This is a genomic window from Thalassospira sp. MCCC 1A02491 (assembly GCF_001613785.1).
GTDB classification, from domain to species: Bacteria; Pseudomonadota; Alphaproteobacteria; order Rhodospirillales; family Thalassospiraceae; genus Thalassospira; species Thalassospira povalilytica.
Genome location: NZ_LPVX01000012.1, coordinates 179,876 through 204,129, shown reverse-complemented (window position 1 = coordinate 204,129; position 24,254 = coordinate 179,876). Strand labels below are relative to the sequence as shown.

The window sequence follows — 24,254 nt, the reverse complement described above, 5'->3', positions numbered from 1 at the left end:
TTAAATTTATGTGTCAGTTTTTCTGATGGCATCACGGGCGTTGATATGGCATGGAAGAACACCGTTTGATCATCCTTCATGGCCGTAAAGACCAAAGACATGAAAACGTTGCTGTTGCTCAGACATGCCAAATCAAGCTGGGCCGATCCCGGTCGGGCCGACCATGATCGGGAATTGAACCGCCGTGGCGAGAAGGCAGCCCCCTTTATGGGGCGTTATTTGCGCGAGCAGGCCCTGATCCCTGATCTGGTGTGGTGTTCGACAGCCGCCCGCGCGGTTCAGACGCTTGGCCTTCTTGGGCGTGATTTTGCCAGCAATGCCGACGTTATCTATAGCGAAGATCTTTATATGGCGGGGGAAAGGGTGCTGCTTGAAAGTTTGCATCACACCCATGAGGACGCAAATTCCGTGATGTTCATCGGCCATAATCCGGGGATGGAACAATTCGCCCAGGCGCTGTTTGGCGGCGGGGACGAGGTCGCGCGCGACGCGATGGCGCGAAAATTCCCGACATGTGCGTTGGCGCATTTTGAATTTGATGTTGAAAACTGGACCGATATTGCATTTGGCACCGGCAGGCTGATCGGCTTTACCAAGGTCAAGGAATTGCAGGCTGTCAAAATCGGATCGGAGTGATTTGACTGTCTCTGGTGACAGCACTTGACGCGCAGCCCCCGAGAGCGTTTTATACCGCTGAAATTTTGACGCCGCGTCTGAACGGCAACCGACACATCACAGCAAAACGTCCCGAATTGTTCGGGCCGGGCACGTTGTGGTGCGTTTTTTGTTTGACAGCGCGGGTCTGGCATGCACCTTTGCGGCCAAATTTGCGGCCCAAAATATAAAGCAACCTGGAATGACAATGCATCCTTATCGCTCACACAATTGTAATGCGCTGCGCGCGACTGACGCAGATGCGGAAGTTCGTCTGTCTGGCTGGATTCACCGTAAGCGTGACCACGGCAACCTTCTGTTTGTTGACCTGCGCGACCATTACGGCATCACCCAGGTCGTGATCGACATTTCCAGCCCGCTGTTTGAAACGCTTGATAAAGCGCGCGCCGAAAGCGTGATCACGGTGGATGGCAAGGTTGTCAAACGTACCGCAGAAACCATCAACCCGAATCTGCCGACCGGCGAGATCGAAGTTTACGCATCGAATGTCGAAGTTCAGTCTTCGGCCGAAGTGTTGCCGATGCCGGTCTTTGGCGATGTCGAATATGGCGAGGAAATCCGCCTGCGTCACCGTTATCTCGACCTGCGTCGTGAAAGCGTGCATTCCAACATCGTTCTGCGTTCCAAAGTCATTTCGGCGATGCGCCAGAAAATGACCGCACAGGGCTTCCTGGAAATCCAGACCCCGATCCTGACGGCAAGTTCGCCGGAAGGCGCGCGTGACTTCCTGGTGCCGTCGCGCATGCATCCGGGCAAGTTCTATGCCCTGCCGCAGGCCCCGCAGCAGTTCAAACAGCTTCTGATGGTTTCGGGCTTTGACCGTTACTTCCAGATCGCACCTTGCTTCCGTGATGAAGACGCCCGTGCCGACCGTTCGCCGGGCGAGTTTTATCAGCTCGACTTCGAGATGGCCTTTGCCACCCAGGAAGACGTGTTTGCCGCGATTGAGCCGGTTCTGTACGAAATCTTTGTCGAGTTCGGCGGTGGTCGCGATGTGACCCCGTTCCCGTTCCCGCGTATTCCGTTTGATGAATCGATGGCGAAATACGGTTCGGACAAGCCGGACCTGCGCAACCCGCTGATCATTTCCGATGTGACCGAGCCGTTCCGTGGTTCGAGCTTTGGCATCTTTGCGTCGAACATTGAAAAAGGTTCGGTCGTTCGTGCCATTCCGGCAACCGGTGCCGCAGCACGTCCGCGCAGCTTCTTTGACAAGCTCAATTCCTGGGCGCGTGATGAAGGTGCGGCTGGTCTTGGCTACATCGTTTATGGCGAAGACGGCGAAGCAAAAGGCCCGATTGCCAAGAACCTTGATGCCGATCGTATCGCCCAGATCAAGGAAATCACCGGTGTTGCCAATGGCGACGCGGTCTTCTTTGTTTGTGACAAGGCACTGGCAGCCGCGAAATTCGCCGGCAAGGTCCGTGACAAGGTCTGTGACGAACTTGAGCTGCGTGAAGAAGGCATGTTCAAATTCTGCTGGATCGTTGATTTCCCGATGTATGAGGAAGACGACGACGGCAAGATCGAATTCAGCCACAACCCGTTCTCGATGCCGCAGGGTGGTCTTGAAGCACTTGAGACCATGAACCCGCTCGATATCAAGGCGTGGCAGTATGACATCGTCTGTAACGGTATCGAACTGTCGTCGGGTGCCATTCGTAACCATCGCCCGGACATCATGTATCGTGCGTTCGAAATCGCCGGTTACGGCAAGGATGTTGTCGAAGAACAGTTCGGTGGCATGCTTAACGCATTCAAATTCGGCGCCCCGCCGCACGGTGGTTCCGCACCGGGTGTTGACCGTATCGTTATGCTGCTGGCAGACGAGCCGAACATTCGTGAAGTCATTGCCTTCCCGCTGAACCAGCAGGCGCAGGACCTTATGATGAATGCGCCGTCGCATGTCGAAGACAAGCAGCTCAAGGAATTGCATCTGCGTGTCCAGATGCCGCCGAAAGCGAAAAAAGACTGATTGAAAGACCGGTCATCCGCCCCGGATTTCAAACGTAAAGAGCGGCCCGGTTTTCCGGGCCGTTTTTCGTTGAACTTGTGCCCAACCGGATGATGCGGGCAGGTTTTGGTTACCTAATATTAACCGCCAATGCGTCAAAGTGCCCGCAAGAGAACAAATTTGATCCTGCGGGGGACGGGCTGTGAAAAAGATACTTGTTGTGGCGGCACCTTTGGCGCTGGGCGCATGTGGCGGGCCGATCGAACTTACCGTCGCCAAACTGGCAGGTGACCTGATCAGTTATGTCACAACCGGCAAAAGCACCACCGATCACGCCGTTTCAATCGTCGCCGCGCAGGATTGCGCCTTGCACCGTCCGCTGTTTGATCAGGATGTTTGCAAGGATGAGGACACCATCCTTGAGGAAGAGGCCGCCGCCCTTGCAGTGATGGGCGAGCCCGAAATCAAACGTGAAATTCGCGCCGCCCGCCCGGAAATCTATGCGGTCAATGCACCGGCTGAAAACTGGTCGCGCCCGGCCGACATGACGGCCACCCCGATGATCAAAACCGATCTTCCGCCGCGCGCAAGCGTGACAGAAGTCGCACTTGATGCACCTGTCGCACCGGTCGATGAAGTGGCAACCAATGACGGGCTTGGCGATGCACAGCCGGTTGAAGTCGCATCTGCGAGCGAGCACCTCGATCTTGGTGATGTGAATTCATATGGCCGCGAGGGGAATGTGCTTGATCCCCAGGCCGAAGCCGATGCGGCAATTGCCGGATATGTCCCCGATGCAAAACCGGCCGAGCCGGCCCTGAGCGGAACCGTGACGGCGGCCCTGATCGATACCACCGTTATGACCGATGATGGCACAACGGTTTCCGCGCCGATTGATGTGACCAAAGACGGCCAGGGATTGGCCGGTGATGTACTTGCAGCGCCGCTGCCCGGTGATTATGTCATTCTGGCAAGTTTTACCGACAAGCTGCGTGCGCAGAAGGCGCTTGAGATTTATCACGAATATCAGCCGCGACTTTTGAATGCACTTGTCAGTGGCCGCACCTATATGCGGGTCGCTGTCGGGCCGCTTTCGGCAGAACATGCAAATGATTTACGCCTTCTTGCTGCCAAAAAGGGTGTTAAAGATCCCTGGATTGTCGGGATTGGCGCCACCGGAGAGTGATTTTGTCGGTTTTGTTTTCGAAGTTTGAAGTCAATCGGCGTTCCTTTGCAGGAACGCTGATCTTGTGTTCGGGCCTTGCCGGATGTGCCGCACAGGCGGGGAATATTTCCGCCATGGAAAGCACGATGGTGCCCCATGTTGCAGAATATCATTTCAAGATGACCCGGTCCGAGCAGGGCAGTTCGGTGGTCGATGCGTCCGGTGTTCTGGGCTATCGCTTTGAAAAAATGTGCGATGGCTGGGTCACAGAAATGCAGCAGATCATGATCCTGCAAGGGGCCGAGGGGGCGTCAATCAATTCCGCCTATTCGATGACCCAGTGGGAAAACTTCGCCGGGACACAATACCGGTTCAGAATGCGGGATTATCTGGATGGCACCAAGGTCGACGAAATCGTTGGCAAGGCCGTGCGTGAAAGCGACGGTGTGACGGTCACCTATGAAATCCCGGTCGAAGTTACCGAAGAACTTCCGGCTGATACCATGTTCCCGACCCAGCATTCGGTGGAACTGTTAAAGCGGGCGGCTGCCGGCGAGAAATTTGGCAATGATCTGGTCTTTGATGGCAGCGGTGAAACCCCGACCAACCGGATTGCGGTGGTGATTTCCGGTGAAAAGAAACCGGAACACAAGGCCGATGATCCCGACGGGATCGCCGATACGCCGTTTCACCGCATGAGCCTGGCATTCTATCCGCTGGGCGAGGCGGAAAACGGACCTTCGACCGAGATGGCGGTTGATTTCGGGGAAAATGGTGTGGCCCATGCCATGCGGTTTGATTATGGCGAGTTCGAAGTGTTCGGCACTTTGGACAAGGTATCGAAGTTGCCGCAACCCGATTGCGGATGAGGTCTGTGAATGTGTCGGGTGATGCGTGCATCAACCCACAAAAAAAGCCTGCCACATTGGCAGGCTTTTTTTGTGGGGGAGTACCCTGGTCATCTTCACGCAGCAGCGGCATTGCTACTGGTATCGCAGTAAAGCCCATAGAGTGTTTTGATAACACGCAGTGCTTCATCACCATGCAACGAATAGAAGATGGTCTGTGCTTCGCGACGCGTTTTTACAAGTTTGTCACGACGCAGGCGTGCAAGATGCTGCGACAGGGCGGACTGGCTGAGCCCGACGATACGTTCGAGTTCGCCAACGGACTTTTCGCCTTCGTTAAGTTGGCAAAGGATTAGCAGTCTGCTCTGATTGCTCATGGCCTTCAACAGGGTGCTCGCCTGCTGGGCCTTTTGTTCTAGATGGTTTAGTTCCATTTGGCTTCCTTATAAGCCTGACCGCAAGCGGCCATTGTCCCAATGAAAATCCGTATTTTTTTGTCATTTGATTCCGACAATTTTGACGGGATCATGTGACCGGATTTTCCATTCCTTTTACAACCTTTGAGGCTGTTGCTCTTGAACCAGCCAAACACTAATGTTTGGTTCGTTCTTATTCTCAAGTATATGCAGTTTCTGTCAAGATGGTGTTTGTTCTCAACAGTGCCTCTGCGGGATGTGAATCGGTTGGAAAACTTCGTGTCACTCCGGATTTTCGCCCAAATATCAGAAATTTATCCGATAAGCTCATGTTCAAATTACCCTGACTTGTCGCAGGGTTTAAAGGCAAAATTGCGCCGATTTACGGGCAATTTGTCATCGAACCTCGATTGTTATTCTGTGCACAACAATGGATCCGATTTCAAGAATATAACACTAAAAAAAGGGCAAAACTGTGAACGCTTTTACAGGTTTGGCACTGTTATATAACCAAAGAGTCCGGAATCCGGGACCAAAGGACTTGCAGCGCCCATGCCCGATATGCTGATTTAGAACAAAGCGGGACGTCACGTATCGCGATTATAATATCAAAATCATGCATAAAAGCGGGACATGTCGGCCATGAACCCGCAAGACCGATCAGACAACTGATCCAATCAGGAAGGCGACCCAGACAGATGGCGACTTTGTTCGTTACCCATCACGATTGCATTGAACATGATACCGGCCCCGGACATCCAGAGTCCGCGGATCGGCTGCGCGTGATCCAGCGCGTATTCGAGGCCGAGGAATTCATGTTCTTGCACCGCGAGGAAGCCCCGCTTGCCGATATCGATCTGATCAAGGCGGTGCACGATCCGGCCTATGTCGACAAGGTAATGGCAACGATTCCCGAAACCGGGATCAGGTCGCTTGACGGGGATACCTATGTTTCGGCGAAGTCGGGCAAGGCAGCCTTGCGCGCTGCAGGCGGCGCATGCGTTGCGGTTGATGCGGTGGTTGACGGGCATGAAAGCAACGCCTTTGTCGCAACCCGTCCCCCCGGGCATCATGCGGAATATGACCGGGCAATGGGATTCTGTTTGTTCAATAATGCGGCGGTTGCCGCCCATCACGCGCGGAAACGCTATGGGCTTAAACGCATCGCGGTGATGGATTTCGATGTGCATCACGGCAACGGCACCCAGGATCTTTTTTATAATGATCCGGACCTGTTTTACTGTTCGACCCATCAGTGGCCGCTTTATCCCGGAACCGGGGCAGAGACCGAACGGGGCTGTGCCAATAATATCCTGAATGTCGGATTGACCGCCGGGGCGGGTACTGCGGAAATGCAGGCTGCTTTTAACCAGACCGTCTTGCCCGGAATTTCCGCCTTCAAGCCGGAACTTCTGATCATCTCGGCGGGGTTCGATGCCCACAAGAATGATCCGCTTGCCGGGCTGTGTTTCGAGACGGACGATTTTGTCTGGATGACGCGGCAATTGATGGCGCTTGCCGATGCGCAATGTCAGGGACGGCTGGTCTCGTTGCTGGAGGGCGGATATGATTTGCCGTCCCTTGCCGATAGTGTTTTGCAACATGTCCGGACCCTGATGACCGGATAGGGCGATCTGTGTTGCACAGGAATATTTCGGCGTGACGAAATTCCATTCTGTCTGGTTGCCCTGATCCGGACTTGCGCGTAAACTCCGCGCCAATCAAAGAAATGGAGCTTACATGTCCGAGGCTACTTCATCTTCCGCCATTCCCGAGGATATCGCAAAACTCAGCTTCGAAGAGGCGCTGGGCCAGCTTGAGACTCTTGTTCGTCAGCTCGAACAGGGACAGGTCGGGCTTGATGACGCAATCGCATCCTATGAGCGTGGTGCGGCCCTGAAACGGCATTGTGCGGACAAATTGCGTGCCGCCGAAGAACGCATCGAAAAAATTACCCTGAATGCGGATGGCCGCCCGTCGGCAACCCCGACTGAAATCGAGTAATCGGAGGCCATGGTGAGTTACGACCTGCTTGCCGGACTGAGTGCTGCGTCTGCTGATCTTGGCGAGACGCTGGATAATATTTTGCCGCGTGCCAATGGCCAGATCGAGCAACGCCTGTTTCAGGCGATGCGTTATTCCACCTTGGGCGAAGGCAAACGTCTGCGGCCGTTTCTGGTGTTGAGTTCTGCGTCATTGTTCAAGGTATCGCGCCAGTCCGCCCTTCGGGTTGCGGCGGCGGTCGAGATGGTCCACAGCTATTCGCTGATCCATGATGATTTGCCCGCGATGGATGACGATGATCTACGTCGCGGCAAGCCGAGCTGCCACAAGCAGTTTGACGAGGCAACCGCGATCCTTGCCGGCGATGCGCTTTTGACCCAGGCGTTTGAAGTTCTGGCCGACGAAGATACCCATCCCGATCCGCGCGTTTGCACCGATCTTGTCCGGGCGCTGGCCCGTGCGGCTGGTCCGCATGGCATGGTTGGCGGGCAGATGATTGATCTGGCGGGCGAAGGCCAGTCCTTTGATCAGGCACAGGTCACGCATCTTCATTTGCTTAAAACCGGACGCATGTTTGCCTTTGCCTGCGAAGCTGGGGCGATCCTTGGCAAGGCGCCCAAAAGCATTCGCATGGCGCTGCGGTCCTATGCCCATGACATGGGACTGGCGTTCCAGATCAAGGATGATCTGCTTGATGTCGAAGCAAGTTCCGAGGAGCTTGGCAAGACAGCGGGCAAGGACCTTGATCAGGACAAGTCGACCTTTGTCAAATTGCTGGGCCTTGATCAGGCCCGTGATCAGGCCGCCATGCTGTGTGATCAGGCAATCAACCATCTGAGCTGCTTTGACGGCGAGGCCGAACCGCTGCGCGCGGTGGCGCGTTTCGTTGTCGAACGCGGCCGTTAAGCCCGATATCGTCAAAGCGCCCCACAATGACTGAACAGCCCAAATACACAGCCGGTTTTCGTGACCGGCTGTTTGACAAGGATCCGTTTCCGCTGGCGATCTGGTATCCCGCATCCGCGCCGGAAAGTTCGGTGCGTCATATGGGCGTGGCATCAAGTGCCGCGCGCAATGCGGCCTTTGCCACGGATGGCCCGTTTCCGATCGTGATGTTTTCGCACGGTTCGGAAGGCCATCGTTTCAATCAGTTCTGGCTGGCGGAATATCTGGCACGGCGGGGCTATATTGTTGCAGCCCCGCAGCATGAAGGTGACAACTACCTTGATGCATCCGATGCCCGCCAGATCACGATCATTGAACGTCGTCCGCGTGAAATGCGGCTGGCGCTTGATCTGTTGCTTGATCACGATGACATCGCCGAGCAGATTGATCATGACAGGATCTATGCGCTTGGCCATTCGGCGGGCGGTGCCACGGTGCTTAAACTGGCAGGGTGGGATTTTGATGCCCGGGCCTGGCAAAGTTACTGCACCGTGAATGGCGAAACCGACAAGGTCATTTGCCAGCATGCCCCGACAGATGATCATATTGATCGTCTGCATCAAACTTATGGCGGGCCGGTGGTTTCGGAATACGATCCCCGGATATCGGCCATTGTTGCGGTAACCCCGGCCTTTGGGGTGGCGGCAACCGATGACGGGCTTGCCGATGTGAAGGTGCCGATGTTGTTTGTCGAGGCCGATACAGACGAAATTCTGCATGACCATGTTAATGCCGCCCACTTTCGTAATCTGTTGCGCGGCCGGGCGAAATTCATCAAGGTCAAAGGGGCGGGACATTATTCATTTCTGCCGAAATGTACGCCCTATATTGCTGAAAACTTTAGCTATTTGTGCCGTGATTTCGGTCAGGATCGCGACACCATTCACCGCACTGTCGAACAGGTTGTTCACCGTTTCTTCGAGAAGGTGCAAAGCGGTGAAATTCAGGGTCGCTAAATCGGTTGAACCCCGCTATTTTACGCAGCTTGCAACATCGACCCGGAAACGTCACTCTGTTGTAATCTACGCCATATAAAAAATTGAAAATCGAGATCGGTATGAGCACGACCTCCAAGACACCGCTATTGGATACGATTAACACCCCAGACGAGCTGCGCAAATTGCAGCCTGCCCAGATGAAGCAGGTCGCAGATGAATTGCGCGCCGAGGTGATTGATGCGGTATCTGTCACAGGCGGGCATCTTGGTGCCGGTCTTGGTGTGGTCGAACTGACCGTTGCGATCCATTACCTGTTTGATACGCCTTATGACCGGGTGATCTGGGATGTCGGGCATCAGTGCTATCCTCATAAAATCCTGACCGGGCGTCGGGATCGTATCCGCACGCTCCGTCAGGGCGGCGGGCTTTCGGGGTTCACCAAACGGTCTGAATCCGAATATGACCCGTTCGGGGCCGGGCACAGTTCGACCTCGATCTCGGCCGGGCTTGGGATGGCGGTTGCCAACCAGCTTTCCAATGACAAGCGCAAGAACGTGATTGCGGTCATTGGCGACGGTTCGATGAGTGCGGGCATGGCCTATGAAGCCATGAACAATGCCGCGGCCACCGATCAGCGTTTGATTGTGATTCTGAATGATAATGACATGTCGATCGCCCCGCCGGTGGGCTCTATGTCGGGGTATCTGTCACGTCTGATTTCGGGCAAAGGGTATCAGGGCCTGCGCAATGCGGCCAAAGGGCTGACCAAACATCTGCCGCGCCAGATCGAAGAAGCGGCCCGCAAGCTTGAAGAATATACCCGTGGCATGGTCACGGGCGGCACCCTGTTTGAAGAAATGGGCTTTTTCTATGTCGGGCCGATTGATGGCCACAACATGGATCATCTGTTGCCGGTTCTCAAAAATGTCCGCGATGCCGATGTCGATGGACCGATCCTGATCCATGCAGTGACCCAAAAGGGCAAGGGTTATGGCCCGGCGGAAAATGCCGCTGACAAATATCACGGCGTTGCGAAGTTTGACGTTGTGACCGGCAAACAGGCCAAGCCGACCCCGAATGCGCCGAGTTATACCAAGGTGTATGGCGAAACGCTGGTCAAGATTGCCGAGAAGGACGAAAAGGTCACGGCGATTACGGCTGCCATGCCATCGGGCACGGGGGTAAACATCTTTGCCGATCGTTTCCCGGACCGTGCGTTTGACGTCGGTATTGCCGAACAGCATGCGGTGACCTTTGCCGCCGGTATGGCGTGCGAAGGCTACAAACCGTTTTGCACGCTTTATTCGACCTTCCTTCAGCGTGGTTATGACCAGGTTGTTCATGATGTGGCGATCCAGAACCTTCCGGTGCGTTTCGCCATGGACCGTGCTGGTCTGGTGGGCGCGGACGGGGCAACCCATGCCGGGGCCTATGATATTGCCTATCTTGGCTGCCTTCCGAACTTTGTCCTGATGGCGGCTGCCGATGAGGCGGAGCTGGTCCATATGACCACGACGGCCTGGGCGATTGATGACCGGCCCAGCGCATTCCGCTATCCGCGGGGCGAGGGCGTTGGTGTTGAAATGCCGACCGAAGGACAGGTTCTTGAAATCGGCAAGGGCCGTATCCTGCGCGAAGGAAGCAAGATCGCCATTCTGTCTTATGGCACCCGTTTGGCCGAGGCGCTTTTGGCCGCAGAAGACCTTGCCGCACGCGGCCTTCCGGCAACGGTTGCCGATGCCCGCTTTGCCAAGCCGCTTGATCATCAGTTGATTGCCGACCTTGCGCGCAATCACGAAGTGCTGATCACCATCGAAGAAGGGTCGATCAATGGCTTTGGCGCCATGGTTCTTCAGCATATGGCCGGGCAGGGATTGCTCGATAACGGGCTCAAGATCCGCACCATGGCATTGCCCGATGCACTGATTGACCATGACAAGCCGGAAATCCAGTATCAGAAAGCCGGTCTTGATGCGCAAAGCATCGTCAAGACGGCCCTTGGTGCCCTTGGCCTTAGCGAAAGCAAGGCGCGCGCCTGATCGGATTTGGCCGAAATACCAGCCCGCAGTATTAAAACAAAACGCCGCCCCCCGGGGCGGCGTTTTGCATTGTCAGTTGTCGGTCAGTCGGTGTCAGTCGGCATAAATCATCTTGTGGGTCATCCCGCCGTCAATGCGAATGGTTTCCCCGGTCATGAAGCCGGATTTGGTGCGGTCCAGAAGGAAGCTTACCGCCTGTGCGATGTCTTCTGGTGTGCCGACACGCCCGACCGGATGTTGCGATTTGTCGATGTCACTATGGGATGGTGTGGTGCGCTTGTCCGATTTCTGCCAGTCACCGACTTCGATCCAGCCCGGGGCAATTGCATTGACCCGCACATCACCGCCAAGACTGACCGCAAGCGCATGGGTAAGTGCAACAATGCCCCCCTTTGACGCGGCATAGGATTCTGTGTTGGCTTCTGATTGAAACGCGCGGGTCGAGGCGATATTGACAATCGCACCTTTGACCGGGCGCAGATGCTGAACCGCGTGTTTGGCCGCAAGGAAAGCACCGCCAAGATTGACATTGATCACCCGCTGCCAGCGAACCCATTCAAGGTCTTCGATACTGCCCGAATGGGGATCGGCAATGCCGGCATTATTGACCAGACCATCAATCCGGCCAAACCGGTCAACGGTTTGCTGAATGGCAAGTTTGACGTCGGCTTCATTGGCGACGTCACCGGCAATAAATAGCGCGCGATCCTGATGGGCGGGGGAAAGGCCATCGAATGCTTCCTGCCCGGCGTCGGCGTCCTGATCAAACAAGGTGACCCGCCAACCCGCATCAAGAAGGTGTTTTGAAATGCCAAGACCCAAACCCTGTGCGGCACCGGTTACAAAAGCAACCGGTTGATCAGACGCGTTGTTCATATTTGCCCCGTATCTGTTGGATGAATTCAGGTGGCCGGATGGACCGGAACGCGGAAAATGGGCATATTTTTCGTCAATTGCAATGCCATGCCCGCCGGACTGATCGATTGATCGATTGATCGATTGATCAGCGTGCTATTTACGTTGCGGCCGGGGACAGCTGATCAAGCAGGGCATGGACAAAGCCCTTCTGGCGCGGGTTCAGGTTGCGCCGGGCCGCTGCCTGTTGCAGGGCGTCGGTTGCTTCGATATGCAAACGGTAATGGCCCGGGTCCTGATCAATGGTGGTGGTGCGTTCTTCAGGTGTTCCGAACACCATCCTGTGGCATTTGCGCGCATCCGAGGATGTAAAGGCCCGACATGAAAGCGGGCGGATTTCATAAATCGTGCAGCGATTGTCATCCCCCAGAAGCGGGCAACGCACCCGTACTTCGGCCGTTGTGGTTGATTGTTCAATGGTTGCGGCAGCGATTGCCAGCCGTTGCAAAAGATCAGCCTGTTGTTCGGGGGTGAATGTTTTGCGGATATGGTCGGCAATCAGGCTGGTGACGCCGGGCGGGACGCTGACAAACAGGTTGCAGCAGGCGCTGCATTGATCGCAGCAATCGCGATGTTGGGGATTGGGGAAGTTTGACTGGATGGCACGTGATGCGGTGTCAACCATCGACATTGCAACGCGCGCGGCATCCGTCATGGTTGGCTGCGCATCAAGGGCATCTTCAAGCACGCGACGAAATGTCTGGAACATCTCGTCATAGCGGCGCGATGCTTCAAATGTCAGCGCGCCGGTCTGGGCGATGCTGTCTGCTATTGTGTCTATGGCCTCATCAAGTTCTGCCATTGATCCCAGCGACTTCCTGATTGGCACATGAAAACGTGCCAGCATTTTGGTTGTTGTTTGTTTGTCTAATTTAGCATCTTTGCGGTCCAATTCCTAACAAGCTGATAACAAAAGGAAACGATCAACCATGGATAGGGGCCCGAGCGGGCCCAGGCGGGGTGGGGCTAATTGCATTCAGGCAAAAAAATTCCGGCCAGATCGGCTCTGACCGGAAGGAAGGTTGGGTCAAAGACCCTTTGGGTGCTGCCCGTCAGGACAGCGGGAGATACAGACTACATCGCATCATGCAGCTGGGGAGGTAAAGGTATCGGCATATTGCTTGCGCAGCTGGGCTTTCTGGATTTTGCCCATGGTGTTGCGCGGCAGTTCCTTGATCACCCAGATGCGCTTGGGAACCTTGAATTTTGCAAGCTTGTCCTGGGTGCGTTTGATGATTTCGTCGGTGTCGGCCTGACTGCCATTTGCCGCCACGATGACACCGGCAACGGCTTCGCCAAAGTCGGGATGGGGCAGGCCGAAGATTGCGACTTCCTCGACTTCGTCATATTCGGCGATGACTTCTTCGACTTCCTTCGGATAGACGTTGAAGCCGCCCGAAATGATCAGGTCCTTGTCGCGACCAACAATGGTGACATAGCCATCTTCGCCAATGGTGGCGAGGTCACCGGTGATAAAGAAGCCATCGGTGCGGAATTCGGATGCGGTTTTTTCCGGCATCTGCCAGTAGCCCTTGAACACATTCGGACCACGTACTTCAAGAACGCCGATTTCACCGGCGCCAAGGACATTGCCATCCTTGTCGCACACACGGGCTTCGATCCCCGGCAGGGTCGGGCCAACCGCCCCCGGACGACGTTCGCCATCCAGCGGGTTCGACGTGTTCATGCAGGTTTCGGTCATGCCGTAACGTTCAAGGATTTTGTGCCCGGTACGTTCAAAGAACGCGTCATGGGTTTCGGCCAGAAGCGGTGCGGAACCCGACACAAACAACCGCATGTTAGCGGTAACATCCTTGTCAAACTGCGGATGTGACAGAAGACGGGTATAGAAGGTCGGAACCCCCATCAGAACGGTTGATTGCGGCAAACGTTCGATCACATCATCGGCATCGAATTTCGGAAGCAGGATCACCTTGCCACCATTCATCAGCATGATGTTGATGGCAACGAACAGACCATGGGTATGGAACAGCGGCAAAGCATGCAGCAGCGTATCACCGGGCTTGAAGCCCCATGCCGCGTGCAGGGTTTTGGCATTCGATCCCAGATTGTTGTGCGTCAGCATCGCGCCCTTGGACCGGCCGGTCGTGCCCGAGGTATAAAGGATTGCTGCAACATCATCCTTGTCGGCACGGACAATATCGGTGATCGGGGTGGCTGTTGCTGCCTCGTCATTCAGGCTGCCGTCACCGTTGGCACCAAGCGACAGAACCGCGCCGACATTGTTTTGCGCACCAAGGGTCTGGGCCGCATCAATATGTGCCGGGCGGCAGACAAAGACGCGCGGTGCGGCATCGCCAAGGAAATAGGCGATCTCGTCACCGGTATAGGCGGTATTGAGCGGCAGGTGAATGGCACCAAGTTGCAGACAAGCAAGATAAAGCGCGATCACGTCTGATGATTTGTCGACCTGTGCGGCAACGCGGTCACCCTTGACCACGCCGTGGGATGCCAGCACGGCGGCATAACGACCGGTGCGGTCCAGCAGCCAGGCGAAACTGCGTTCGGTGCCATCGCGTTCGATCAGGAACGTACGCGATTTGTCTGCCGGGAAACGGTCGAGAAAGGTTTGAAAAAGATTATCGGACATGGTCATACCTACTTAAATGCCGGCAAGCTGTGCGACGGATTTCGATGTTGCGATTTTTCCGTCATTCATCAGCGCTTCGTGATTTTTCTCAATATCGTCAAGGTGGTAGGCATAATTGACCATCATGCCGCCCGCCTGGCGCAGGCCCTTGATTGATGTGTCGCCCAACCAGTTAAGCCGTTCGAGCTGTGCGCCATTGCCAAGATGGAACCGTGCGGTGGGATCAAGTGGCGATTTACCGCGTTTGCAGGTCGCAAGATAGGTCGCACACAGCGCAACAGTCGGTTTGCGAAGGGCTTCGACCTTTTCCGGATCGTCGATCCAGCCATCCTGACTAAGGCCTTCAAGAACCTGACCGGCAAGATCAGCATCGTCGGCCTTGCTTTTCTGGCGCGTCCGCAACCAGCCCATGAAGCCCGGAATGGGCGACAGGGTGGCAAATTGCTTGAGCTGCGGGAATTCACGTTTCAGTTCTTCGACAACCTGTTTGATCAGGAAGTTGCCAAATGAAATCCCCTTGAGCCCCGCCTGACAGTTGCTGATCGAATAGAAGATCGCGGTCTTGGCGGTTTCGGGCGCCTTTTCATCGATTTCCGGCGCCAGAAGAGCCTGAACACTGTCGGCCAGACCATGGACAAGGGCGACCTCGACAAAGATCAGCGGATCATCGGGGATCGCCGGATGGAAGAAAGCAAAGCATTTGCGATCGGTTGCCAGACGACGACGCAGATCATCCCAGCCCTGAATTTCATGTACCGCTTCGTAACGGATCAGTTTTTCAAGGATGGCGGCCGATGTATCCCAATCAATATGACGCAGTTCAAGGAAGCCGCGGTTAAACCAACTGGTCAGCAGGTGCTGCATATCGGCATTCAGCGGTTCCAGATCGCGGTTGGTTTTCAAAAGACCGATCAGGGTTTCACGCATATCGACAATGGCGCGGGTGCCCCCCGGTGCCATATTGATGCGGCGCAGAAGTTCCTGACGTGCGGGTTCCGATGCCTGGGTCAGGGCTGCCAGATTGGTTTCTGACGGGTCCTTGGCAAAGGCGTCGGCCGCTTTTGAAACTTTGGTGCGGTCTGCGCTGAAGTCGTTCTGCATCATCTGGAAAAAGCGCAGATGATCTTCTTCTGGCAGGTTTTCCCAAAGCCGGACCACTTCGCGCGCAACGGCCGTGCCACGTGCTTCGCCCTTTTGCGAAACGAGGTCTTTGCACATGGCACCGAGTTGCGAGAAGGAATCCTGCGGGGTGGAAATTGGCAGATCAAGCAGTTCACGCCCACGGTCGGCGATGCTTGAAATCCAGCTTCTGACAGAGATGCCTGACATTAGCGTCCTCCGATTATCGTTTCTGGAAGCCAGGTGGCGATTTCAGGGAAGAAGCAAAGAATGATAATGGCCACGATCATGCACATCACATAAGGGAAGGCGCCCTTAAGAATGCTTTGCAGGCGGATGTCGGGTGCAATGCCGTTAATGACATACAGGTTCAGTCCGACCGGCGGGGTGATCAGGCCGATTTCCATGTTGATCGTAAGAATGACGGCGAACCAGTACGGGTCAAAACCGGCATTGATGATCACAGGCAGCAGGATCGGGGCGCTCATCAGGATCACGGCAACCGGCGGCAGGAAGAAACCGCTGATCAGCAGGAACAGGTTGATGAAGCCCATCAGAACCCAGCGGTTGACCTCAAGTGCGGAAATCCACTGTGCAATCGACTGGGTAATGAACAGGGATGACAGCATATAGCTGAACAGACCCGCCGCCCCGATGATCAGAAGGATCATCACCGATTCTTTGGTGGTGTCGCGGAAGACATTCCAAAGCTGGCCGGGTTTCCACATCTTGTAAATGATCATCGCGGTGATCAGGCAGAACAATGCCCCGACACCAGCCGTTTCGGACGGGGTCGCAACACCGCCATACAGCGCAAACAGAACCGCACCGATGATCACAAGGAAGGGCAGAACACGCGGAAGGATTTCAAACTTTTCTTTCCAGCTGTATTTGACGACACCAAGTGCAGCCTGGGCATTGCCCTGACGCCAGGTCGAATAAAGCGACCAAGCCATGAACAAGGCAGTGACCAGAAGACCCGGCAAAAGACCGGCAAGGAAAAGACGACCAATCGAGGTTTCGGTCGAAATACCATACACGATCATGGTGACACTTGGCGGGATCAGAATGCCAAGCGTACCACCCGCAGCAATCGATCCGGCGGCAACCGTGTCAGGAAAGCCGCGTTCGCGCATTGCCGGAATGCCCATTTTGCCGATCGCAGCACAGGTTGCCGGGGAAGACCCCGACAGTGCAGAGAAAATCGCACATGCCCCCAGGTTGGAAATAACCAAACCCCCCGGCACACGCGTCAACCAGCGATCAAGAACGGAATAAAGGTCACCCCCGGCGCGTGAGGACGCAACAACCGCCCCCATCAGGATGAACATCGGGATGGCAAGAACTTCAAAGCTTTCAAGTTTGCCAAACAGGATTTCCGGCAAAAGCGGCAGCGAACCGGTGCCATCAAAGATGATGATGAAGCCGACACTGACCAGAAGCAGGCCGATACCAACCGGAATACCGGAGAAAAGAACAACTGTGGTTGCGATGCCAACGATGGCCGCAAGAAGCAACGGATCCATGATGCGGCCTCCTTAAAGGGCGTCGTCACGCAGGTCGAACGGCGTCGACCGGCGGGTGATAAGGGTCAGGAAGTCGGCCAGGAACTGCAGGAACAGAAGACCGAAACCGATCGGCAATGCCGAATAGGGTTTCCACAGCGGAACCGCCCAGATGGTTTCAGACAGCCAGCCGCCGTCATAGGCTTCAAGCACGAGCTCAAGGCCATAGAAGCCAAACAGCGCACTGATCGCCATGCCACACAACAAGGTCAAAACTGCAAGCGTCATGCGCGCGCCGCTTTTAAGATAGAGCGGCAGCAAATCCACATTCACGTGCCCGCGCAGCAACTGCACATAAGGCAGGCCGATCAGGGTTGCGCCAATCATCAGGAAAATGACCGCCTCGGTCTGCCAGACAGTGGAGTCATTAAGCGCATAACGAATGAACACCAGCTGGCAAATGATCAGCATGGCAACGCCGAACATGGTTGCCGATGCGATGCCGCAGATCCGAGATGCGGTGTGAATCACGGCAACAAAGGCATCAAGCGGCCCCTTGGGCGGCATCGGGTGGCGGGCTGCCTTTGCGTGGTGGTCGTCGATCGGCTCGACATCAGGCGGGGGCGGCATATCGGACTTAACGGAATGCGACGCACTTTGGGTCTGCGCGAAATCATCGGGCAGATCAATCGGAAGTGGGTGCGGGGACATGGCGTTGGACACGCGCGTACTCCTCTGACGGAACCGTATTGTTCTGTTTATTTGTATTCTTTGGGAAATGGGGTGGTGCCGAACTTGTCGGCACCACCAGCACATCAGGTATGGATCACTTTACAGCAAGTGCCATATCCAGAAGTTCCTGACCATTCGGGGTCTCTTCGACGAACTTCTTGTAGGAAGTTTCCATGGCCAGTTTCTGCCATGCTGCGAAATCTTCATCGCTGAGTTCGGCGATTTCAACACCGGCATCCTTGAAGACCTGGATGCTGTCCGAATCCTGCTTGCGGCCTTCGGTGGTGTAGTATTCTTCTGCTTTCTTCGCAGCAGCAGCCAGGGCTGCTTTCTGCGCGTCATTCAGCTTGTCATAGCTTTTCTTCGACATCAGAACCGGCTGATACATGAACCACAGCGCATTGCCGGCAGCCGGGGTGTAGCATTTGACCTGTTCGTAGATACGATAGGAAACGAAGCTCGACGAGCTGGTGTTGGTTGCGTCAAGAACGCCGGTCTGCATGGCCGGATAGATTTCCGAGCTCGGCATTGCAGCGATCGAGGCACCGGCACCTTCAAGCATCTGCTCGAACGATTTACCGGCAGCGCGGATCTGAAGGCCTTTTACGTCTTCAGGCTTGTGAATGCAGCCTTTGGTCGATGCAAAGCCGCCAGCAAGCCAGCCCTTGGCAACGGTGACAACACCGTCCTCGTTCAGGAGCTCTTCGATTTTAGCCATGAACGGGGATTCGTTGATGCGGTTTGCATGGTCATGGTTTTTGACCAGTGCCGGCATCAGGGTAAGGTTGGTTGCCGGAACACGACCACCGGCATACGCCAGCGGGTAAACAATCATGTCAAGCTGCCCGCGGGTCATAGGGGTCCACTGTTCCTTCGCCTTGAACAGGGAGCCGGACGGGAAGATCTGGATTTCCAGATCGACATTGGCCGCTTTGACTTCGTCGGCAACAATCTGTGCAACCTTGTGACGGATGTCGCTGGTCGACCACTGGTGCGACAGTTTCAGGGTTTCCGCATCAGCAGATGCGGACATGCCAAAAGCGGCAACAGACATGGTGATGGCGGCGACAGACGCCGAAAGGGTCTTTTTAAAAATCTTCATCTTTTCCTCCCGGATGAAGCATGCGTTTTTGGATGCATTGTGACGGCTTTTGCGCGTCTTTTTATTGATGCGGTTTTCGCATTGGAGGAAAGCGTTACAGATTTCTGGCATCCTGTCTATGCAATTTTGTATACCAGAGATGCGTTTTGCAGTGCCACAAACCCGCCTGTGAGTGTTTGCTTGAAAATCGCGGAAATTTCCCATTCAACTTTTGCAATGCAATATGAAAACCCTGCGCAGCAGCACAGAAAAGGCTTTGATTAGTACCATTTTATGTGTTCTGGTATACCAGTGGCCGATTGTAGAAAAGGGCGTTTTATGGCGCAAAACGGTAAGCTTGCCACCGATCTGGTGCAGAAACTTGAACGCGATATTGTGACCGGTGTTCTTAAGCCCGGTGACAAGCTTGACGAACGTTCCCTGAGCGAACGGTTCGGTGTTTCACGCACCCCGGTTCGCGAAGCGCTCCAGACTTTGGCCGGATCCGGGCTTGTTGCCACCATGCCCCGTCGCGGAACCATTGTTGCCTCGATCACGGTTGCCGAACTGATTGAAATGTTCGAAGTCATGGCAGAACTCGAAGCCATGTGTGCCCGCCTTGCCGCGCGTCGTATGCCACGTGTCGATATCGATAACCTGATCGCACTGGCCGATGAATGCAGTGCGCTTCAGGAACATGCCGATGCTGATGCCTATTACGAGGCCAATGTGCGTTTCCACGAAGCGATTTATGCCGGGTGCCGCAACAGTTTCCTTGAACGCCAGACCAAGAATGTCCGCAACCGGCTGGCGCCGTATCGCCGTTTGCAGCTTCATCGCCCGGGGCGCGTTAAAAAATCCAACAACGAACATGCCGATATCCTGAGCGCCATTTCAAATGGCGAGGCCGATATTGCCGGCAAGCTGATGCAACAGCATGTTGCGGTTCAGGGCGAGGCCCTGAACGATCTTCTGGCGATCGTCCCGCGCGGATATCTCGAACCGCTGGCGAGCTGACGTCTTATTCACGACTTTCAAAAACTGTTGGTCCGGCGGGCAAACTTGCCTGTGATTGGGCGTGACCTTTTTGTCCGGTTGCGCTAAAACGCAGCCATGGCAAAGAAACGTTTAGATCAGTTGCTTGTGGAACGCGGATTGGTGGAAAGCCGGTCCAAGGCGCAGGCATTTATCATGGCAGGCAATGTCTTTAGCGGCGAGCAGCGGCTTGATAAGCCGGGCATGCAGTGCAAGGAAGACATGGCGATCACGCTGCGCGGGCAACCTCATCCGTGGGTTTCACGCGGCGGGCTCAAGCTTGAAAAAGGCTTGGACGAATTCGGGATTGATGTGACCGGTTTTATCGGCATTGATGTTGGGGCATCAACCGGTGGCTTTACCGATGTCTTGCTGCAAAACGGTGCGGCAAAGGTTTATGCTGTCGATGTCGGGCAGGGGCAGCTTGACTGGAAACTGCGCAATGACGATCGTGTCGTGGTCATGGAAAAGACCAATGCCCGTCATCTTACCGATGAACAAATTCCCGATCTTGTTGATATCGTGGTGTGCGATGCCAGCTTCATCGGGTTGCGTACCGTGCTTCCGGCAAGTATGGAACGCCTGAAACCCGGCGGTCATCTGATTGCGCTGATCAAACCGCAATTTGAAGTCGGCAAGGAACGCGTCGGCAAAAAAGGCGTCGTCCGCGAACCAGAACTGCATCAGGAAGTCTGTGACACCATTTCCGACTGGCTGGCAAACTTGCCGGGCTGGGAAGTGCTGGGCATCACCAAAAGCCCGATCACCGGGCCGGAAGGCAATGTCGAGTTTTTGATTTGCGGGCGGAAATCGGCCTGAAGTCAGGCCAATTTCCAACCTGTGACCGTGTCGTTATTTGCCGATTTTCTTCATGAAGAAATCAATGCCGGCCTGTGCGCAATCCTGATCCTGGGGCGGGGTGCCGGAACTGACGCCGATGCCGCCAACGCATTCACCATCGACAAATACCGGAAGACCACCGGCAACAATCGACAGGCGACCGCCAATTTCACTGTCAATGCCATAGGCCGGTTTGCCCGGCTGTGCGGCGGCGGCATATTCATGCGTGCCTTTGCGTGCGCCCGATGCTGTGAATGATTTGTCCTGTGCGATGGTGGTGCTGGTGACCTTGCCGCCATCCATGCGTTCAAAAGCAATAAGGACGCCGGATTCATCGGTGATGGCAATGCACATCGGAACGCCGATTTCGTTGGCGCGGTTGCGTGCACCTTCAATCAGGATATAGGCGTCTTCGATTGACAGGCGTTTGATGGTCAGCATGGAACGTCTCCGGGGATTTGAAATAAGCTGGCGCATCTTATGTGGTGGTGCAAAAGCCGATCAATCACATAAAACGTCTTTTCACATGGTGGAAGATTGCCCGGCTAATCAGCCCGGAACCGTTTCAATGGCAATGTCATCAGGCAACAAAGCCGCAATCGCGCCAAGGTCCAATTCGTGCCGCGCAGGATTGGCACGGTCACGCCCCATCAGGCAGATGTCAACCGATGGCGGGGCGGTAATGCCGTGTCGGGCGGGTGATGAAGCCCGGCATGTGGCGCCATACGGCGCGGCATGGCGCAAATGGCGTGGCCGTCGGTGATGACGGTAACAATCATGGTGCTGGCGTCACCGCTCTGACGGATGCGATGGGCAATACCCTTAAAATGCCAGCATCTTGGCTCTGCCTAGCGGTAAATCATGAAATACAGGGTTGCCAGTGGCAAGATAACGGCAATCAGCCCGATGATATTCCAAAGTTTGCGGCATTTTTCATAGGCCGGTGGCATGTTTTGATCGCCCGCCTGTACGGTCCGGCTGGCGATCTTTGACATGTAGATTTGCAAGGGGACCAACCCCGTCACCCACAGCATTGCGGCCATGCCAAACAGGCTGATGCCGATTGTTAGATGGGGCGCGTCCGAAATCGCAATTCCGGTCGCATGAAAAAGCCCGATCCCGCCAATGGTGATCAAGGCACCGCCCAATGCGGTAAAGGCCAGATCCGTCATATTCACCAGCCGACAGGCAAAGGCAATGATCACAGGATTGCCGGTTTTGTCGGCCTGTGTCTTCCACAGTGCCGATACAATGATGTTGCCAAGAAACAGCACAACGCCAAGAACATGAATGAATTTAACGGTGAAATATTCCATCGGTTGATCCGGTTTGATGGCGGTTGAAAAAGGCAGCGTTACAGATCGGTCGGGGCGGTCAGGTCTTCTGCAAGAAGGCCAAGAACAAAATCGCCAAGTTCCTGATCGGCGGGTGGCACGATCATGCCGTCAATCACCAGCATGGCAATGCCATGCGCACGGCTCCAAGCGGCAAGCGCACGGTTATAAGCCGTTGCGGCCTCGGTCAGGGTCATTTCGGCCTTGCGATCGACCGAGGTCACCGCGCGTTGCAACACATCAAAGGCATTATCCGCGGCATCACGCAATTCGGGATATTGATCAAGTGGCGGACGTTCGCGGCCAAAGATCAGTCGGAAATGTTGCGGATTTTCCACGGCAAAGCCGACATATGCCGCACCAAGCTTCATGATGCGTTCTTCGTGATGCGCAACACTTGCCGCCACAGATTCAAGCTGTTCGGCAAAGCGTTCAAACGCGGCAATTGCAACTGCCGCCAAAATGCCATCCTTTCCGTCAAAATGACGATAGGGTGCGGCTTCTGATACACCGGTCATGCGGGCCAGACGGCGCAATGACAGCCCGGTCGGGCCTTCTTCTGTCAGGATGGTTTCGGCTTTTTGCAAAAGAACATTACGGACGTCACCGTGATGGTATTTCCCCATTAGCTCGTATCTCGATTTTCTTATGTTAACTAAGTTAACATTAACGGGTGAAGACCCGCATTTCAAGGGAAAATCGACCTTTGATCGGTGAAAAAGGTGGCGGATTTCCGGGTTTCCCAGATCGCTGCCAAAACAAAAGCACCGTCCAAATCGGGACGGTGCAGTTTATACAGGGATATGTCGCAGGAACGTCAGACGGGGTTGGGCGTTTGTTCCGTGCTGTCCGCCGTTGGGGCGGTTTTGGTATCGGGGGATACATCGGGATTGGTGGATCCATCTTGTGATGTATCGGGGGTATCTGTTGCAGGTTGCGGGGGGACTTCCGGGGTGCTCGTTGTGTCCGGTGTTGCTGGTGTATCCGTGCCGGTTTGTGTGTTGTTGTCGTCGGCGCTGGTTGCTGTGTCGGCCGACCGGGGTTCCTGGCTTTGTTTGTTGGTGCCGGGTGTAGCGGGTGCACCGGATGCATCAGGTATACTGTCCTGCTGTGCTGCCGGTGACTGCTGTGCTTCTGGTGTCGCTGCCGTATCCGGTGTTGGCGTTACGGATGCTGGCTGAGTATCGGGCGTGGGCGTCTCCGTAGTCGGGGACGCTGCCGTAGTCGAGGTCGGGGTTGCATCCGCTGTTGCGCCTGGCGTTGCCGGTTGCTGTGTGGCGTCGGGGGCTGGTTGAGGCGTTGGCGTGCTGTCGGTGCTGTCGCTTGATGGGGCAGGTACGGCAGGCGTTGCTGGTGTCGCCGGTGTGGTCGGCGCGGCACTGTCCTTGGCCGCAGGTGCGGGGCTTTCGACCGGTTTTTGCGGATTGAGATCGACTGACGGGGTTGCGACTTTCCTGTCTTTTTCGGTTCTGTCCGGACGGATCAGGAATTTGTCAGCCAGGGTGTCCTGTCCGATCAGCAATGGCTGTTCAAGGCCGCCCATTTCCAACAGGCCGATTTCAACATCGCGCATGATGCCGCCAATTTTCATCCGGGTGTGAATGACCGGGGCGCGTACACTTGCGCTGTTGCTGCTGGTCTGGATGTCGCGATATCCGGCAACCGGAAGGGCAAGCTTCCAGACAATGGTACAGGATTTCAGATTGCTTTCAGGTGCAGGATTGCATTTGAGCGTCAGGCTGAAAGAAACGATTTCGCCGGCGTCCTTGTCCTGATCATCGCTGCTGTCGTTTGTCGTTGATGCATTGTCGCCAGATGCCGTGTCGCTGCTATGGGCATCGTCACTGGCGCCTGATATGTGCAGATCACTGACAAACAGACAGGTCTGCGGTGCCGCACCAAGGACCATGCCGGGCATTCCGGCAATTCCCCATTCGGGCAGGTCCAATGCCTCGTCCGGATAGAGGATCGTGCGGCCACGCAGTTGTGCATCATCACCAAGGGATCCGCTCTTGGCGGGCTTGTTGTTGGATGCAGCAAGTGAGATCAGGGTTTTGAGCAATACTGGGTTCATGCCATCAAGACGTGGCATCAACCC

General features: G+C 55.3%; 23 protein-coding genes. 11 read left to right on the top strand and 12 right to left on the bottom strand.

Going from position 1 to position 24,254, the window contains the following annotated elements:
- Positions 1-78 precede the first annotated feature (78 nt).
- The 4 genes from AUQ42_RS06115 to AUQ42_RS06100 all read left to right on the top strand — a co-directional run bounded on the left by AUQ42_RS06115 (position 79) and on the right by AUQ42_RS06100 (position 4,663).
- Positions 79-636: a histidine phosphatase family protein gene (locus AUQ42_RS06115; protein ID WP_231856696.1), complete on the top strand. Its 558-nt coding sequence runs from the start codon at positions 79-81 to the stop codon at positions 634-636.
- Between the two features lie 226 nt (positions 637-862).
- Positions 863-2,650 carry an aspartate--tRNA ligase gene (aspS, locus tag AUQ42_RS06110; protein ID WP_068518297.1) on the top strand — a complete coding sequence of 596 codons (1,788 nt, stop codon included), beginning with the start codon at positions 863-865 and terminating at the stop codon, positions 2,648-2,650.
- A gap of 181 nt (positions 2,651-2,831) precedes the next feature.
- Positions 2,832-3,815: an SPOR domain-containing protein gene (locus AUQ42_RS06105; RefSeq protein WP_068518199.1), complete on the top strand. Its 984-nt coding sequence runs from the start codon at positions 2,832-2,834 to the stop codon at positions 3,813-3,815.
- Complete coding sequence (locus AUQ42_RS06100) at positions 3,812-4,663, top strand: EipB family protein (RefSeq protein ID WP_231856695.1); 852 nt, start codon at positions 3,812-3,814, stop codon at positions 4,661-4,663. Before AUQ42_RS06105 ends, AUQ42_RS06100 begins: the two co-directional genes overlap by 4 nt.
- Before the next feature lie 95 nt (positions 4,664-4,758).
- On the opposite strand, the gene AUQ42_RS06095 is transcribed toward AUQ42_RS06100, so the two are convergent.
- Positions 4,759-5,076: a helix-turn-helix transcriptional regulator gene (locus AUQ42_RS06095; protein ID WP_068518198.1), complete on the bottom strand. Its 318-nt coding sequence runs from the start codon at positions 5,074-5,076 to the stop codon at positions 4,759-4,761.
- 680 nt (positions 5,077-5,756) lie between these two features.
- On the opposite strand from AUQ42_RS06095, the gene AUQ42_RS06090 reads away from it, so the two are divergent.
- The 5 genes from AUQ42_RS06090 to dxs all read left to right on the top strand — a co-directional run bounded on the left by AUQ42_RS06090 (position 5,757) and on the right by dxs (position 10,984).
- On the top strand, positions 5,757-6,686 hold the full coding sequence (locus tag AUQ42_RS06090) for a histone deacetylase family protein (RefSeq protein ID WP_068518197.1): 930 nt from the start codon (positions 5,757-5,759) through the stop codon (positions 6,684-6,686).
- Positions 6,687-6,798: 112 nt separating this feature from the next.
- Positions 6,799-7,062: an exodeoxyribonuclease VII small subunit gene (locus AUQ42_RS06085; protein WP_068518196.1), complete on the top strand. Its 264-nt coding sequence runs from the start codon at positions 6,799-6,801 to the stop codon at positions 7,060-7,062.
- Between the two features lie 9 nt (positions 7,063-7,071).
- Positions 7,072-7,968, top strand: coding sequence for a polyprenyl synthetase family protein (locus AUQ42_RS06080; RefSeq protein WP_068518195.1), 897 nt, complete (start codon positions 7,072-7,074; stop codon positions 7,966-7,968).
- A 26-nt stretch (positions 7,969-7,994) separates the two neighbouring features.
- Entirely contained in the window at positions 7,995-8,963 is a 969-nt protein-coding gene (locus AUQ42_RS06075) for an alpha/beta fold hydrolase (RefSeq protein WP_068518194.1), read from the top strand.
- A 101-nt stretch (positions 8,964-9,064) separates the two neighbouring features.
- The gene (gene dxs / locus AUQ42_RS06070) at positions 9,065-10,984 is read left to right on the top strand and encodes a 1-deoxy-D-xylulose-5-phosphate synthase (protein ID WP_068518193.1); all 1,920 of its coding nucleotides are present in this window, start codon (positions 9,065-9,067) and stop codon (positions 10,982-10,984) included.
- Between the two features lie 93 nt (positions 10,985-11,077).
- Here dxs and AUQ42_RS06065 read toward each other — a convergent pair whose 3' ends face one another.
- The 7 genes from AUQ42_RS06065 to dctP form a co-directional block, all read right to left on the bottom strand.
- A complete protein-coding gene (locus AUQ42_RS06065; protein WP_068518192.1) occupies positions 11,078-11,860 on the bottom strand; it encodes an SDR family oxidoreductase in 783 nt (260 codons plus the stop codon).
- A 139-nt stretch (positions 11,861-11,999) separates the two neighbouring features.
- Positions 12,000-12,701, bottom strand: a complete 702-nt coding sequence (locus AUQ42_RS06060; protein WP_068518295.1) for a YkgJ family cysteine cluster protein — start codon at positions 12,699-12,701, stop codon at positions 12,000-12,002.
- A 282-nt stretch (positions 12,702-12,983) separates the two neighbouring features.
- Positions 12,984-14,510, bottom strand: coding sequence for a malonyl-CoA synthase (locus AUQ42_RS06055; RefSeq protein ID WP_068518294.1), 1,527 nt, complete (start codon positions 14,508-14,510; stop codon positions 12,984-12,986).
- A 12-nt stretch (positions 14,511-14,522) separates the two neighbouring features.
- A complete protein-coding gene (locus tag AUQ42_RS06050) occupies positions 14,523-15,839 on the bottom strand; it encodes a malonyl-CoA decarboxylase (RefSeq protein WP_068518191.1) in 1,317 nt (438 codons plus the stop codon).
- Positions 15,839-17,155, bottom strand: a complete 1,317-nt coding sequence (locus tag AUQ42_RS06045; RefSeq protein WP_068518190.1) for a TRAP transporter large permease — start codon at positions 17,153-17,155, stop codon at positions 15,839-15,841. The genes AUQ42_RS06050 and AUQ42_RS06045 overlap by 1 nt, the downstream gene beginning before the upstream one ends.
- Positions 17,156-17,167: 12 nt before the next feature.
- The gene (locus tag AUQ42_RS06040) at positions 17,168-17,857 is read right to left on the bottom strand and encodes a TRAP transporter small permease (RefSeq protein ID WP_101248011.1); all 690 of its coding nucleotides are present in this window, start codon (positions 17,855-17,857) and stop codon (positions 17,168-17,170) included.
- A 103-nt stretch (positions 17,858-17,960) separates the two neighbouring features.
- Positions 17,961-18,968 carry a TRAP transporter substrate-binding protein DctP gene (dctP, locus tag AUQ42_RS06035; protein ID WP_068518292.1) on the bottom strand — a complete coding sequence of 336 codons (1,008 nt, stop codon included), beginning with the start codon at positions 18,966-18,968 and terminating at the stop codon, positions 17,961-17,963.
- Positions 18,969-19,286: 318 nt separating this feature from the next.
- On the opposite strand from dctP, the gene AUQ42_RS06030 reads away from it, so the two are divergent.
- Positions 19,287-19,964, top strand: a complete 678-nt coding sequence (locus AUQ42_RS06030) for a GntR family transcriptional regulator (RefSeq protein WP_068518189.1) — start codon at positions 19,287-19,289, stop codon at positions 19,962-19,964.
- Positions 19,965-20,060: 96 nt separating this feature from the next.
- On the top strand, positions 20,061-20,801 hold the full coding sequence (locus AUQ42_RS06025) for a TlyA family RNA methyltransferase (RefSeq protein WP_068518188.1): 741 nt from the start codon (positions 20,061-20,063) through the stop codon (positions 20,799-20,801).
- 33 nt (positions 20,802-20,834) lie between these two features.
- Here AUQ42_RS06025 and AUQ42_RS06020 read toward each other — a convergent pair whose 3' ends face one another.
- The 4 genes from AUQ42_RS06020 to AUQ42_RS06005 all read right to left on the bottom strand — a co-directional run bounded on the left by AUQ42_RS06020 (position 20,835) and on the right by AUQ42_RS06005 (position 24,248).
- Positions 20,835-21,263 carry a heme-binding protein gene (locus AUQ42_RS06020; protein ID WP_008891292.1) on the bottom strand — a complete coding sequence of 143 codons (429 nt, stop codon included), beginning with the start codon at positions 21,261-21,263 and terminating at the stop codon, positions 20,835-20,837.
- 407 nt (positions 21,264-21,670) lie between these two features.
- On the bottom strand, positions 21,671-22,138 hold the full coding sequence (locus AUQ42_RS06015; protein WP_068518187.1) for a DUF2269 family protein: 468 nt from the start codon (positions 22,136-22,138) through the stop codon (positions 21,671-21,673).
- A 38-nt stretch (positions 22,139-22,176) separates the two neighbouring features.
- Positions 22,177-22,782 carry a TetR/AcrR family transcriptional regulator gene (locus AUQ42_RS06010; protein WP_068518186.1) on the bottom strand — a complete coding sequence of 202 codons (606 nt, stop codon included), beginning with the start codon at positions 22,780-22,782 and terminating at the stop codon, positions 22,177-22,179.
- Between the two features lie 191 nt (positions 22,783-22,973).
- Positions 22,974-24,248 carry a hypothetical protein gene (locus tag AUQ42_RS06005; protein ID WP_068518185.1) on the bottom strand — a complete coding sequence of 425 codons (1,275 nt, stop codon included), beginning with the start codon at positions 24,246-24,248 and terminating at the stop codon, positions 22,974-22,976.
- Positions 24,249-24,254: the final 6 nt, after the last annotated feature.

What these genes read in the sequence shown, in the direction of transcription:
- AUQ42_RS06115 (WP_231856696.1), top strand. Translation starts at nt 79, where the DNA reads ATGGCCGTAAAGACCAAAGACATGAAAACGTTGCTGTTGCTCAGACAT.
- aspS (WP_068518297.1), top strand. Translation starts at nt 863, where the DNA reads ATGCATCCTTATCGCTCACACAATTGTAATGCGCTGCGCGCGACTGAC.
- AUQ42_RS06095 (WP_068518198.1), bottom strand. Translation starts at nt 5,076, where the DNA reads ATGGAACTAAACCATCTAGAACAAAAGGCCCAGCAGGCGAGCACCCTG.
- AUQ42_RS06090 (WP_068518197.1), top strand. Translation starts at nt 5,757, where the DNA reads ATGGCGACTTTGTTCGTTACCCATCACGATTGCATTGAACATGATACC.
- AUQ42_RS06085 (WP_068518196.1), top strand. Translation starts at nt 6,799, where the DNA reads ATGTCCGAGGCTACTTCATCTTCCGCCATTCCCGAGGATATCGCAAAA.
- AUQ42_RS06080 (WP_068518195.1), top strand. Translation starts at nt 7,072, where the DNA reads ATGGTGAGTTACGACCTGCTTGCCGGACTGAGTGCTGCGTCTGCTGAT.
- AUQ42_RS06075 (WP_068518194.1), top strand. Translation starts at nt 7,995, where the DNA reads ATGACTGAACAGCCCAAATACACAGCCGGTTTTCGTGACCGGCTGTTT.
- dxs (WP_068518193.1), top strand. Translation starts at nt 9,065, where the DNA reads ATGAGCACGACCTCCAAGACACCGCTATTGGATACGATTAACACCCCA.
- AUQ42_RS06065 (WP_068518192.1), bottom strand. Translation starts at nt 11,860, where the DNA reads ATGAACAACGCGTCTGATCAACCGGTTGCTTTTGTAACCGGTGCCGCA.
- AUQ42_RS06060 (WP_068518295.1), bottom strand. Translation starts at nt 12,701, where the DNA reads ATGGCAGAACTTGATGAGGCCATAGACACAATAGCAGACAGCATCGCC.
- AUQ42_RS06055 (WP_068518294.1), bottom strand. Translation starts at nt 14,510, where the DNA reads ATGTCCGATAATCTTTTTCAAACCTTTCTCGACCGTTTCCCGGCAGAC.
- AUQ42_RS06050 (WP_068518191.1), bottom strand. Translation starts at nt 15,839, where the DNA reads ATGTCAGGCATCTCTGTCAGAAGCTGGATTTCAAGCATCGCCGACCGT.
- AUQ42_RS06045 (WP_068518190.1), bottom strand. Translation starts at nt 17,155, where the DNA reads ATGGATCCGTTGCTTCTTGCGGCCATCGTTGGCATCGCAACCACAGTT.
- dctP (WP_068518292.1), bottom strand. Translation starts at nt 18,968, where the DNA reads ATGAAGATTTTTAAAAAGACCCTTTCGGCGTCTGTCGCCGCCATCACC.
- AUQ42_RS06030 (WP_068518189.1), top strand. Translation starts at nt 19,287, where the DNA reads ATGGCGCAAAACGGTAAGCTTGCCACCGATCTGGTGCAGAAACTTGAA.
- AUQ42_RS06025 (WP_068518188.1), top strand. Translation starts at nt 20,061, where the DNA reads ATGGCAAAGAAACGTTTAGATCAGTTGCTTGTGGAACGCGGATTGGTG.
- AUQ42_RS06020 (WP_008891292.1), bottom strand. Translation starts at nt 21,263, where the DNA reads ATGCTGACCATCAAACGCCTGTCAATCGAAGACGCCTATATCCTGATT.
- AUQ42_RS06015 (WP_068518187.1), bottom strand. Translation starts at nt 22,138, where the DNA reads ATGGAATATTTCACCGTTAAATTCATTCATGTTCTTGGCGTTGTGCTG.
- AUQ42_RS06010 (WP_068518186.1), bottom strand. Translation starts at nt 22,782, where the DNA reads ATGGGGAAATACCATCACGGTGACGTCCGTAATGTTCTTTTGCAAAAA.
- AUQ42_RS06005 (WP_068518185.1), bottom strand. Translation starts at nt 24,248, where the DNA reads ATGCCACGTCTTGATGGCATGAACCCAGTATTGCTCAAAACCCTGATC.